Origin of the sequence: Paraburkholderia sp. EG286B, assembly GCF_040965655.1 — a bacterium.
Taxonomy (GTDB): Bacteria; Pseudomonadota; Gammaproteobacteria; order Burkholderiales; family Burkholderiaceae; genus Paraburkholderia.
Window position 1 is genome coordinate 434,318 of record NZ_JBFRCF010000002.1, and the last position, 11,796, is coordinate 446,113.

General features: G+C 65.1%; 9 protein-coding genes. 1 reads left to right on the plus strand and 8 read right to left on the minus strand.

Going from position 1 to position 11,796, the window contains the following annotated elements:
* Positions 1 to 6 precede the first annotated feature (6 nt).
* From AB4Y42_RS05335 to glnA, 4 genes are all read right to left on the minus strand, one after another.
* The gene (locus tag AB4Y42_RS05335; protein WP_368693564.1) at positions 7 to 2,100 is read right to left on the minus strand and encodes a prolyl oligopeptidase family protein; all 2,094 of its coding nucleotides are present in this window, start codon (positions 2,098 to 2,100) and stop codon (positions 7 to 9) included.
* Between the two features lie 117 nt (positions 2,101 to 2,217).
* Positions 2,218 to 3,801, minus strand: a complete 1,584-nt coding sequence (ntrC, locus tag AB4Y42_RS05340) for a nitrogen regulation protein NR(I) (RefSeq protein ID WP_368686234.1) — start codon at positions 3,799 to 3,801, stop codon at positions 2,218 to 2,220.
* A gap of 75 nt (positions 3,802 to 3,876) precedes the next feature.
* Positions 3,877 to 5,019: a nitrogen regulation protein NR(II) gene (gene glnL, locus AB4Y42_RS05345; protein ID WP_368693565.1), complete on the minus strand. Its 1,143-nt coding sequence runs from the start codon at positions 5,017 to 5,019 to the stop codon at positions 3,877 to 3,879.
* A 231-nt stretch (positions 5,020 to 5,250) separates the two neighbouring features.
* Complete coding sequence (gene glnA / locus AB4Y42_RS05350) at positions 5,251 to 6,666, minus strand: type I glutamate--ammonia ligase (protein WP_042264808.1); 1,416 nt, start codon at positions 6,664 to 6,666, stop codon at positions 5,251 to 5,253.
* A gap of 466 nt (positions 6,667 to 7,132) precedes the next feature.
* Here glnA and AB4Y42_RS05355 point away from each other — a divergent pair, with 466 nt between their 5' ends.
* A complete protein-coding gene (locus AB4Y42_RS05355; RefSeq protein ID WP_368686236.1) occupies positions 7,133 to 7,597 on the plus strand; it encodes a rhodanese-like domain-containing protein in 465 nt (154 codons plus the stop codon).
* Positions 7,598 to 7,711: 114 nt separating this feature from the next.
* On the opposite strand, the gene AB4Y42_RS05360 is transcribed toward AB4Y42_RS05355, so the two are convergent.
* The 4 genes from AB4Y42_RS05360 to AB4Y42_RS05375 all read right to left on the minus strand — a co-directional run bounded on the left by AB4Y42_RS05360 (position 7,712) and on the right by AB4Y42_RS05375 (position 11,676).
* Positions 7,712 to 8,569: a competence/damage-inducible protein A gene (locus AB4Y42_RS05360; protein ID WP_368686237.1), complete on the minus strand. Its 858-nt coding sequence runs from the start codon at positions 8,567 to 8,569 to the stop codon at positions 7,712 to 7,714.
* Positions 8,570 to 8,604: 35 nt separating this feature from the next.
* A complete protein-coding gene (locus AB4Y42_RS05365; RefSeq protein WP_368686238.1) occupies positions 8,605 to 9,438 on the minus strand; it encodes an EI24 domain-containing protein in 834 nt (277 codons plus the stop codon).
* A gap of 136 nt (positions 9,439 to 9,574) precedes the next feature.
* Positions 9,575 to 10,633 carry a sterol desaturase family protein gene (locus AB4Y42_RS05370; RefSeq protein WP_368686239.1) on the minus strand — a complete coding sequence of 353 codons (1,059 nt, stop codon included), beginning with the start codon at positions 10,631 to 10,633 and terminating at the stop codon, positions 9,575 to 9,577.
* Positions 10,634 to 10,650: 17 nt separating this feature from the next.
* Positions 10,651 to 11,676, minus strand: coding sequence for a beta-propeller fold lactonase family protein (locus AB4Y42_RS05375; RefSeq protein WP_368693566.1), 1,026 nt, complete (start codon positions 11,674 to 11,676; stop codon positions 10,651 to 10,653).
* Positions 11,677 to 11,796 lie beyond the last annotated feature (120 nt).

An 11,796-nucleotide genomic window follows, 5' to 3' on the forward strand; every position in this document is an offset into this window, starting at 1 on the left:
CGCGCCTTACCAGTTCCCCGCGAGCGTGGTCCACAGAAAGCGATAGACGAGCGCGTCATACTCCGCGCGCTCGAGCGAATCGCTGCCGGGGCCGTGACCGCCTTCGGTGTTCTCCAGATACCAGACATTCGCGTGCCCCTGCTTCGCCATGCGCGCGACCATCTTGCGAGCGTGCGAGGGATGTACGCGATCGTCGCTCGTCGAAGTCGTGAACAGCGACGGCGGATACACGACGCCTGGCTTCACATGGTGGTAAGGCGAATAGGCGGCCAGCGCGCCCGATTCTTCGGAATCCTCAGGATCGCCATATTCGTCGATCCATGACGCGCCCGCATGCAGCAGCGGGTAACGCTGCATGTCGAGCAACGGAACCTCGCACACCACGGCGCCGAACAGCTCAGGGCGCTGCACCATGCAGGCGCCCACCAGCAGCCCGCCATTGCTGCCGCCCTTGATGCCCAGTTGCGCGGCGCTCGTGTAACCATCGGCGATCAACTGCTCGGCCACCGCGATGAAGTCGTCGAACGAGCGCTGGCGATGCTCGCGCTGCGCCTCGACGTGCCAGGCGGTGCCGTACTCGCCGCCGCCGCGAATGTGCGCGATCGCCACCACGCCGCCCTGCTCCAGCCAGCCGATGCCCGAGCCCACGAGATATTGCGGCGTGAGCGCGATTGCGAAGCCGCCGTAGCCCGTGAGCAGGCACGGCGACGCCTTGCGCGACTCGCCTTCGAGCACGGCCTTCGGGCCGATCACGGTGAACGGGACGCTCGTGCCATCCGCCGAGCGCGCGTGCGAGCGGATGACCGTGAGCGGGCCGGAGTCGAACTGCGTGGGCCAGCGGTCGAGCAATTCCCACTGCTGGAGATCGGTTTGCGCGAGATCGGCGAGCCAGTATTCGGGCGGCAGCAGATAATCGTCGACGTCGACGAAAACCTCGTCGTTGAGCGTGTCTTCAATGGGCGAGACATCCACCTGCGAGCTCGCACGCGCAGGAAACACGCGCGACTCCCAGCGCCATGCGCCATCTTCCTGCTGCGGTTGCCACAGCATCGTGCGGCTCTCGACATCGTCGAGCCAGGAGACGATCAGGACGTTGAGCGTATTGGTCCAGTCGCACGCCGACGTAACCGGCGTGGGCGTGAAGAGCGGCGTGAACGCGCGCTCGCCCGAGAGGAACGCGTCTTCGCGGATCGCGAGCAACGCGCCGCCCATGTACGTCACGCCCGCAACGCTCCAGTCGAGCCGCGGCTCGAGCAGCAGCCAGCCATGCCAGGCGCCCACCGAGACATGCGTGGGCACGTCGTACACCTGCCAGTCGCCGCGCTCGTCGAGACGATAGGTGTATGAATCGAAGAAGTCGACGCTGCGCACCACGTCGTGGCGCTTCTCGACCGGATCGTAGTCGCCTTCCACGCTGATGTCGTCGAACTCGCCGCTGAACACCACGGGCGCGTCGGCGAGCGCGGTGCCGCGGGTCCAGCGGCGCACCTCGCGCGGATAGCCCGAGCGCGTGAGCATCTTCTTGCCGATCTTGCCGCCCGCGTCCCAACCCAGGTACACGGTATCGCGATCGATCCACGAAATGATGTGCTTGCCTTCCTTCGCGATGGCGAAGCCATCGCCGAGGAAATCGCGCTTCACGATGTCGAACTCGCGCACGATGACCGCGTCGGAGCCGCCGTCGGAAAGCTGGATCAGCGCGCGGTCGCCGTCCGGGTAGAGGATGTCGATGCCCGCGCACACCCATGGCTTACCCTCTTTCGCGCCGAGCGCGTCGAAGTCGATCAGCGTTTGCCACTGCGGCTTGTGGGCGCGCCAGTCGGCCCAGAGCGCGCGGCGCCACAGGCCCTTGGGATTGTCCTCGTCCTCCCACAGGTCGTAGGCCCACTCCTGCCAGCGGCTCGGGATCACGGGCCGCTCGCGCGGCAAATAGGCCTGCGCAAGGCGCTTTTCGAGCGCCTCGAAGCGCGCACCACCGTGCCACGCGGCGCGCGTGCGCGCGTTCTGCGATTCGACCCAGACCATGACGGCGGGGTCGTCGAGCGATTCGAGCGAAAGGAACGGATCGGCCTCGGTGGGCCAGGGAGAAGTCACGGGCATGATCGGTCGTCGACAGGAAAACAGCGTCGATTATGCCCTGTGTGCGTGCCGATGGACTGCGCGCCGGGCCGGCTCGCGTGGCGCGAGGCCGGCCCGGTGCCCCATGCTAATCCGCGCTCATTCCAGATTGAGTTCCTGGATCTTGCGCGTGATGGTGTTGCGGCCGATGCCAAGACGCTCGGCCGCCTCGACCTTGCGCCCGCGCGTAAAGTCGAGCGCCTCGCGGATCACGGCGGCTTCGAAGCGCCGCGAGAGTTCGTCCATGACGTCGGCGCTGTTTTCGCGCAACAGACGCGCGACTTCCGTGCGCAGACCGCTCTCCCACACGCTCAGCGGCGAGACCGCGGCAGCAACGCCGTTGGCCGCGCCGAACGCCGGCGTGCCGAACACCACGCCGCCCGGGACGCCGCCGATCGCGCCGGGCAAGCCCGCGCCGGCCAAGGCGCCCCCAACCGGCGATACGCCGCCCGCGCCATTGGTCCCCGCGCCCGCTTCGGAAGCGGCCGAAGCATCGGCGAGATGCACCACCGAACCCGCCGAGCCGTGCGCAGGCACGAGGTCAGGCGGCAGATCCTTGATCTCGATGGTTTGCGCGGGCGCCATCACGGTGAGCCAGTTCGCGAGATTCTCGAGCTGGCGCACATTGCCGGGAAACGGCAGCGACGACATCCACGCCAGCGCCTCGTCCGACACGCGCTTGGGCTCGACGCCCAGCTCGCGCGCGCTTTTCTGGAGGAAGTGGCGCGTGAGCAGCGGAATGTCCTCGCTGCGTTCGCGCAGCGCAGGCAAACGCAGCCGAATCACGTTGAGCCGGTGATACAGGTCCTCGCGGAACAGCCCCTGGCGCACGCGCGTTTCGAGGTTCTGGTGCGTCGCGGCGATCACGCGCACGTTCGCGCGCAGCGGGTTGTGCCCGCCCACGCGGTAGAACTGCCCATCGGAGAGCACACGCAAGAGGCGCGTTTGCAGATCGAACGGCATATCGCCGATTTCGTCGAGGAACAGCGTGCCGTTCTCGGCCTGCTCGAAGCGGCCCTGGCGCATGGCCTGCGCGCCCGTGAACGCGCCGCGCTCATGGCCGAACAGTTCGGATTCCAGAAGATCCTTCGGGATCGCCGCGGTGTTCAGCGCAATGAACGGACCGTTCGCGCGTGGGCTATGTCGGTGCAAGGCGCGCGCGACAAGCTCCTTTCCGGTGCCAGACTCGCCGGTGATGAGCACGGTCGCGGCCGAATGCGAAAGCCGGCCGATGGCGCGGAACATGTCCTGCATGGCCGGCGCCTGGCCGAGCATCTCGGGCGCTTCGGCGGGACGCTCGTCCCACTGCTGCTCGCCGCGCATGCTTTCGTCCACGGCGCGGCGAATCAGCTCGACGGCCTTGTCGACGTCGAACGGCTTGGCGAGATACTCGAACGCGCCGCCCTGAAACGCGGCAACTGCGCTGTCGAGGTCGGAGAACGCCGTCATGATGATGACGGGCAAGCCCGGCACACGCTCACGCACGGTTTGCAGCAGCTCGAGGCCCGAGCCGCCCGGCATGCGGATGTCGGAGACGAGCACCTGCGGGCTGTCGTGATCGAGCGCGCTCGCGGCTTCGCGCACGTTCGAAAAGCTGCGGGTGGCGAAGTTTTCGCGGGCAAGGGCCTTTTCGAGCACCCAGCGTATCGATTGGTCGTCGTCTACTATCCAGATCGGCTTCATAAGATCGGTCAGAAGTCCTGGTGGCGTGCGGTATCGGTAAATCTAAATTCAGGCTTGGCTATCGATGCAACGGATTCAACTATCGAGCGGCAGCAAGATCTGAAACTCGGTGTGACCCGGCCGGCTATCCACTTCGATGAGTCCGTCGTGCTGCTGGACGAACGTCTGCGCGAGCGTGAGGCCGAGACCGCTGCCATCCTCGCGTCCGGAGACGAGCGGATAGAAGATGCGGTCGCGAATATCCTCGGGAATGCCGGGTCCGTTGTCAGTGATATGCAAGTCCAATGCCAGCTTGCACAGGCGTTTGGAAATCGTGACCTTGCGCGCGATGCGCGTGCGCAATTCAATGCGCGCGTCGCCCTGCGAAATGCGTTCGCGCAGCGCCTGCGCCGCATTGCGCACGATGTTCAGCAGTGCCTGGATCAACTGCTCCTTGTCGCCGCGCAGGTCGGGCACGCTCACGTCGTAGTCGCGCTCGATGGTGAGGCCGCGCGGGAATTCCGCAAGGATCACGGCGCGCACGCGCTCGCACACTTCGTGAATATTCACGTCGCCGACGATATGCGGATGCCGGTGCGGCTCCAGCAGCCGGTCGACGAGCGTCTGCAGGCGGTCCGACTCCTTGATGATCACCTGCGTGTACTCGCGCAGCTCGTCGCGCTCCAGCACGCCGAGTTCGAATTCGAGCAACTGCGCCGCGCCGCGAATACCGCCGAGCGGATTCTTGATCTCGTGCGCGAGATTGCGGATCAGATGCTTGTTCACGGCCGTGAGGTCGTGAATGCGCTCCTCGCGGTCGCTGCGCAGATGCCGCTCGTTCTCGAAGAGTTCGAGCAGCACGTAATCGGGTGTGCTTTCGAGAAAGCCCACGACCACATGCACGTTCAGCGGTTCGCGTCCGGGGCGTTCCAGCGAAGCGTCGAGCCGCGTCGCGTGAAAGCGATGCTCGGCGATCGACGCGATCGTCGAGAGCAGTTCGTCCGCGTTCGAGAAGAGATCGGACCACGCCATCTGCGCGAGCTGACGGCGCGAGAGATCGAGCATCGCCTCCGCCGAAGGATTCGCGAAGGCCACGCGCAGTGTGCGCTTGTCGAGCACGAGCACGACCGTAGGCAGCGCCTCGAAGCCGGGCAACAGGCCCGACTCGACGAGCGGCGCGTCGTCGGAGAGCGGTTCGGCGTGGCCCTTTCTTGCCCTGATCAGATTCTTGAGCACCATGTTTCAGGCCGGCCGCCATACGGCGCGCCAGCAACGGTCCTGGTCGTTAATTCTGGTCAATACGCTGGTCAACAAGCGGGTCGATACGCCTCGTCGACGAGCGACAAGGCGTCCCAACGAAAAAGGGACGGCACCGCCGTCCCTTGGAGACCCAACGCGCACGCGTCCTGCGAGTCGAAGACACTGAACCGGCGCTTCGCTGTGTAGCAGGCAGCGAAGCGCCATCGCCAATTACAGCGAGTAGTACAGTTCGAATTCGACCGGGTGCGTGGTCATACGCACGCGTTGCAGTTCGCTTTCCTTCAGCGCGAGGTACGCGTCGATCATGCCGTCGGTGAACACGCCACCGCGCGTCAGGAACTCGCGATCCTTGTCGAGCGCTTCGAGAGCCTGGTCGAGGCCGGCGCAAACGGTCGGGATCTTTGCATCCTCTTCCGGCGGCAGGTCGTACAGGTTCTTGTCGGCGGCTTCGCCCGGGTGGATCTTGTTCTGCACGCCGTCCAGACCTGCCATCATCAGTGCCGAGAAGCACAGGTACGGGTTGGCGAGCGGATCCGGGAAGCGCGTTTCGATACGGCGGCCCTTCGGGTTCGACACGTGCGGAATACGGATCGATGCCGAACGGTTGCGTGCCGAGTAAGCGAGCTTGACCGGCGCTTCGAAGTGCGGCACGAGACGCTTGTACGAGTTCGTACCCGGGTTCGTGATGGCGTTCAGCGCGCGAGCGTGCTTGATGATGCCGCCGATGTAGAACAGCGCGAATTCCGACAGACCGGCGTAGCCGTTCCCCGCGAACAGGTTCTGGCCGTCCTTCCAGATCGACTGGTGAACGTGCATGCCCGAACCGTTGTCGCCGACGACCGGCTTCGGCATGAACGTCGCCGTCTTGCCGTACGTGTGCGCGACGTTGTGGACGATGTACTTCAGCTGCTGCGTCCAGTCCGCGCGCTGAACCAGCGTCGAGAACTTCGTGCCGATTTCGTTCTGGCCCTGGCCCGCCACTTCGTGGTGGTGCACTTCGACCGGAATGCCGATCTGCTCGAGCAGCAGGCACATTTCCGAGCGGATGTCCTGGAACGTGTCGACCGGTGCGACCGGGAAGTAGCCGCCCTTCGTGCCCGGACGGTGACCCGTGTTGCCGCCTTCGATTTCGCGGCCCGACGACCACGGTGCTTCATCCGAGCCGATCTTCACGAAGCAGCCCGACTGATCCGTGTTCCACTGGACCGAATCGAAAATGAAGAATTCCGGCTCCGGACCGAAGAAGGCGGTGTCGCCGAGGCCCGTGCTCTTCAGGTACGCTTCAGCGCGCTTGGCGAGCGAACGCGGGTCGCGCTCGTAGCCCTTGCCGTCGGCCGGCTCGACCACGTCGCAGGTCAGCACGAGCGTCGATTCTTCGTAGAACGGGTCGATGAAGGCCGTGTTCGGGTCCGGCACGAGCAGCATGTCCGAGGCTTCGATGCCCTTCCAGCCGGCGATCGACGAACCGTCAAACGCATGACCCGACTCGAACTTGTCTTCGTCGAATGCCGACAGCGGAACCGAAACGTGCTGCTCCTTGCCGCGCGTGTCCGTGAAGCGGAAGTCGACAAACTTGACGTCTTCGTCCTTGACGAGTTGCATGACGTCGGCCACGGATTTACTCATAACCTATTCTCCTGATTAACGATTTCGGCGAACGCTGCCGCCGTCCCAATCTTGTTGATCCCCCGCCGGCCGCCTCCGTCCCGGGTCTGTCCTGCTGACCCCGGTTGGCCGGCTGCGAATCGATCGAGACGTATAAAGCAGCTTCCGTGCCATGCATGCGCCAACGTGGCGCAAATCCCTTTCGCGACACACACTTGGAGTCAAAAATCGTGCGCCGCGCTTTTATGGAGCCGCCAGCGTGGCGGCTCATCGGCACCAAATTCGTGCAATCCCGAATTTGGCGCGCGAATCTCTCTTCATTATGGTGCAAAACACCTCGCATGCACCATTTCAATGCGTCCCGCCCTTTGTACCGCGCAGAGCATCGCTTGCGCCCGGTTTCACAGTGCCGGGATCGTCCTGCCCGCTCCGTCCCCACGCGCTAGAATGGTTTTTTGGTCCAACGCGAAACAGGAGATCCGTTGTCATGAGTACGCTCGAACAGTTGTACGCCCAGGCCGAGAAACGCCGCGTCGAGAACCAGCTGCCCTACGCGGGCGCGGTGTCGCCCGCAGAGGCATTCGAGCTTCTGCAGCTCGACCCGCGTGCGCGCCTCGTCGACGTGCGCACACGCGCCGAACTCGACTGGGTCGGCCGTCCCGTCGTGGGCGACGGCCAGTATTCGCATGTCGAATGGACCCGCTATCCGGGCGGCGTGCCCAACGCCGAGTTCCTCACCCAGCTCAAGAGCGCCGTGGAAGCCGACGCGCCAGTGCTGTTCCTGTGCCGCAGCGCCGCGCGCTCCAAGCTCGCCGCCATCGAGGCCGCCAAGGCCGGCTTCACGAAGGCCTATGACCTGCTCGAAGGCTTCGAAGGCGAGAAGGACGGCCAGGGGCATCGCAAGACCGTCACCGGCTGGTGCTTCCGGGGCCTGCCGTGGATCGGCGCCTGACACCCTGAAAACGCCCCGCTCCAACCCAACGGGCCACTCTGAGCGCCGCGTGTGACATGCAGATGATGCGCCGCCAGCCCTACCGCCGCACGCGGCGCCCCTTCACTCGCTGAATCAAAAACCGGCGCGCGGCCCGCTGCGGCGCTCGCGATCGGGCGACCCGTCGCCCGGCGCCGTCGGCTCGACCACATCGCCGCCCAGTTCGTGCACGCCTTCGCGCAGCTTCACGAAGGCGGCCGCCACGGCCTCGGGCTCGCCCTTCACGCCCAGATCGATGTGCCGGCGCGCATAAATGCCGCCGCGCTCCGTATCGCCCACGCTCGGCAGGCTGAACACCCGCACGCCCGGAAAATCGCGCTCGATGCGCTCCATGAGCGGCGTGAGCGTCGACTCCGGCAGCTCGAACACGAGCAGCGACTTCTCGGCGTGCGGCGTCTGGTGATGCAGATGCGCGTACTTCGTGTCGAGCACCCACTCGATCATCGGCCAGGCCATCACGGGGAAACCGGGCACGAAGTAATGATCGCGAATCGAAAAGCCCGGAATCTTGTTGTAGCCGTTCGGGATGATCTCGCAGCCCTGCGGGAACGTGCCCATCTGGAAGCGGTGCAGATTCTCGGGCGACTGGTAGTTCACGGGATCGGCGCCCGTGTGCATGTCACGGATGCGCTCGCGGATCGCCACCTCGGCGTCAGGGTGCAACGCGAGCGGCACGCCCAGCGCCGCCGCCGCGCACTGGCGCGTGTGGTCGTCCGGCGTCGCGCCGATGCCGCCCGTCGAGAACACGATGTCGCCCGAAGCGAACGAGCGCCGCAGCGTCTCGGTGATGCGCTCGGGGTCGTCGCCCACGTACTGGGCCCACTCGAGCGAGAGGCCGCGCGCGCCTAGCAGTTCGATGACCTTGGGCAGATGCTTGTCGGAGCGGCGCCCCGAGAGAATCTCGTCGCCGATGATGATGACGCCAAATGCCATGGGCCGCCTCGTTGGATTGTCTTGATGATTGAGCGTTAGTGCACGATCGTCACGTCGCCGGACGCCTGCTGCACATCGTGGGCACGCATGCGCTGCAGCGCCCGCAGGCAGTAGTGCCCGAACCAGAGCGCCGTGAACACCAGAATGAACGCATAGATCCAGATGGTCACCGCCGCCAGCACCGGGAAGAACAGCAGCAGCCACGCGGACACGGCCCAGATGGCCGTGGGCAGCGAGCCGAGCAGTCCGCTCACCACGCCGATCACGAGCAGCGGCAGCCGGTGGCTGCGCACCAGCGTGCGGCGCTCTTCGACGGTTGCGTGCAGCGCGAGCGCATCGTAGGTCATCACCCGATACGTGAGCCAGCCCCACAACAGCGGCGGAATCAGCGCGAAGAACGGCGGAATGAGCCACAGCGGCAGCGTCACGATCATCACGATCAGGCAGACCAGGGTGGTGACGAGCGAATAGAACAGGCTGCCGTACCAACTGCCGCCGTGCCGCATCTCGAGCATCCCATACTGGCGCTTCGACAGATGGCCGATCACGCGCGGCATCGAAATCGCGACGATCAGCAGCAGCACCGTAATCACGATGAGCGGAATCGTCAGGATGATGACCAGAAACGGCGCGATCGTCGCGCGCAGCCAGCCGAAACCGAGCGCGTCGAACAGATGATAGAGGTAGGCCGTCGACGACCAGTTCGCGAGCGCGCCGCGCATCAGGTCGAGCAGCGGCTGCCAGAACACATAAAGCACGGCGCCCCACACCGCCGCCGCCACGAGAAATGGCACGAAGGTGAGCAGCAGCATGGCGGGATGGAACACGCTCGCGAGCGCGCGTCCGAACGAGCGCAACAGGTCATTCATGCGAGCGGAATACGGCGAAAAGAACGGGTGGAGAACACGGTGTCGGCGAAATCGGTGCGACCAAGCCGACAGCATAAACCACCGCGCGCATGGCGGGTAAGACGGGTGCGAGGAAGTGCAAGGGCCGTGGCGGCGCTCAGGTCACGGTGGCGTCGTCGCGCGCCTCGGCCGGCGCGGCGGTGGCGGCGTGGGCGCGCGAACGCAGGCGCCGCGCGATGCGGCCGAACGCATAACCCTGCTGCGCCCAGAAGCCCTCGCCATAGCTCACGCCTTCGAGCTGGTCGCGAATGCCCGTGGGCTCGATCTCGCGATTGAACGACGCGCTGCCGAACAGCATGTCCCACCAGGGGAACAGCACGCCGAAGTTGCAGCCATAGTGGGTGCCTTCGTGGCCATAGCCGATGGCGTGATGGCGGCGGTGAAAGCGCGGGCTCACCAGCAGCCGCTCGCCGAGCCAGCCGAAATGCACGCGAATATTGGCATGCTGCACGCTCTGCACGAAGTTCGTGAGCGCGACGAGCACCACGAATTGCGCGGGCGGCACGCCGACGACGAGCGCCACGGCGGCGAACATGCACGACTGGCCGATCACGTCGAGCAGGTGGTTGCGGTCATCGCACCAGAGCGACATCTTGCGCTGGCTGTGATGCACGGCGTGCAGCTCCCACCAGACGCCGTACCGATGCGAAAGCCGGTGATACCAGTAGCTGAAGAAGTCGAGCACCACGAGGTAGATCGCGAACGCCACGAGCGGCTGCGTGGTCACGCCCGGCCAGAGATTGTCGAGGTCGACCGTCTTCACGCCCATGAGCCGCAGCGCGCCCTGCGCACGGTCGAAGAACGGCTGCATCGTGAAGAAGAACAGCAGGTTCAGAATGCCGAGGCGCGTGATCCACGTGTAGAGCGCATCGACGCCCACGCCCTTGCGGTCGCGCCACTTCTCCGCAGGCACGAGCGCTTCGAGCGGGCGCAGCAGCGCGTACATCAGGCCCACTTCGAGCAGGCCCACGATCACCCAGTACAGCGCGTCGTAGGTGTCTTCGTCCACGTTCATCATGCCGATGCGGAAGAGCAGCGGCTGAATGACGTCGATGTAGAGGAGCGTTTGCAGCCAGGAGACGAGGTCGTCTGCCGACGCGACTACGGACTGCCCAGCGTGCGCGACGACGGCCAGCAGCGACGCCACCATATCCATGCGCGCCCCCCGCTGCCTTAAGCCCCGTTCGGCGCCGTGACGGGCGCGCGATCGTAGAAGTAGATGCCATGCGGCGAGCGGCCCACGGCGATGGTCTTGATGAGCTTCCTCGTTTGCATGTCGATGAGGCCGATGTGCTTCGCGAAACGGAACGTCACCCACAGGTAGCGCTTGTCGGCGGTCAACTCCATGTCGTCGGGGCCGGGCATCAGGCCGCTGATCTCGCCGGTCTTTTCGAGCGTGTCCTCGTCGATGATGCTGATGACGTTCGCCACGCGGCTCGACACCAGCACGTGGTGGCCGTCGACGAGCGAGCGGAAGTTGTGCGCGGCCTTGCCCACCTGGATCGTCTTGACGATCTTCTGGTTGCGCCAGTCCACCACCGCCACGTAGTCGGCGCCCGTCATGCCGATCAGCAGGTACTTGTCGCCAGGCGTGAGCCACAGGCCAGCCGGCGCGGCGCCGACCTTCATCTTCCAGAGCACCTTCTGCGTCGGCAGATCGACCGCGGCGATTTCGCCCGACACCTGCAGCGAAACGAACACGGTGCGGCTGTCGTTCGTGAACGCCAGGTGGCTCGGCATGGCCGAGAGCGGCAGGCGCTTGGCGAGCGTGATGTTGCTGCCGCCCGCGTAGTTGTAGATGTCGAGGCGGTCGAGGCGCAGGCCCGTGGTCACGAACCACTTGCGGTCGGGCGAGAAGCCGAGCTGGTAGGGGTCTTCGACGTTTTCGACCCAGCGCTGCGGCTTGCCGGTTTTCGGATCGACGAACAGGAGGTTGTTCGACACCGAGTTCGCGACGATCAGCGAGGTGTTGTCCGGCGTGGGAAAGAGGTGATGCGGTTCCTTGCCCGTGGGCACGGTGCCGACGACTTCGTGCGTCTTGTCGTCGATGAGGCTCAGCGTAGCTTCGCCCGAATTCAGGACGATGATGTTGTTCGCGTAAGCGGCCGTGGAGGCGAAGGTGGCAACCGTCGCTGCGCAGGCGAGCGCAAACATTGCGGCCTTGGAGGCGACGCGGCTAAAAGTGTTGTTGTTCGGCATGAAGAATCGTTCCCGGGCAGATTCGTGATTGTAGAACGTCTACCTGCACGCAAGGTTGACGTAGGGCCCTTGAAATATGCAAGGGGCGCAATCAAGCGCCCCTTTTTCGAACCATTCGAA

What these genes read in the sequence shown, in the direction of transcription:
- AB4Y42_RS05335 (WP_368693564.1), bottom strand. Translation starts at nt 2,100, where the DNA reads ATGCCCGTGACTTCTCCCTGGCCCACCGAGGCCGATCCGTTCCTTTCG.
- ntrC (WP_368686234.1), bottom strand. Translation starts at nt 3,801, where the DNA reads ATGAAGCCGATCTGGATAGTAGACGACGACCAATCGATACGCTGGGTG.
- glnL (WP_368693565.1), bottom strand. Translation starts at nt 5,019, where the DNA reads ATGGTGCTCAAGAATCTGATCAGGGCAAGAAAGGGCCACGCCGAACCG.
- glnA (WP_042264808.1), bottom strand. Translation starts at nt 6,666, where the DNA reads ATGAGTAAATCCGTGGCCGACGTCATGCAACTCGTCAAGGACGAAGAC.
- AB4Y42_RS05355 (WP_368686236.1), top strand. Translation starts at nt 7,133, where the DNA reads ATGAGTACGCTCGAACAGTTGTACGCCCAGGCCGAGAAACGCCGCGTC.
- AB4Y42_RS05360 (WP_368686237.1), bottom strand. Translation starts at nt 8,569, where the DNA reads ATGGCATTTGGCGTCATCATCATCGGCGACGAGATTCTCTCGGGGCGC.
- AB4Y42_RS05365 (WP_368686238.1), bottom strand. Translation starts at nt 9,438, where the DNA reads ATGAATGACCTGTTGCGCTCGTTCGGACGCGCGCTCGCGAGCGTGTTC.
- AB4Y42_RS05370 (WP_368686239.1), bottom strand. Translation starts at nt 10,633, where the DNA reads ATGGATATGGTGGCGTCGCTGCTGGCCGTCGTCGCGCACGCTGGGCAG.
- AB4Y42_RS05375 (WP_368693566.1), bottom strand. Translation starts at nt 11,676, where the DNA reads ATGCCGAACAACAACACTTTTAGCCGCGTCGCCTCCAAGGCCGCAATG.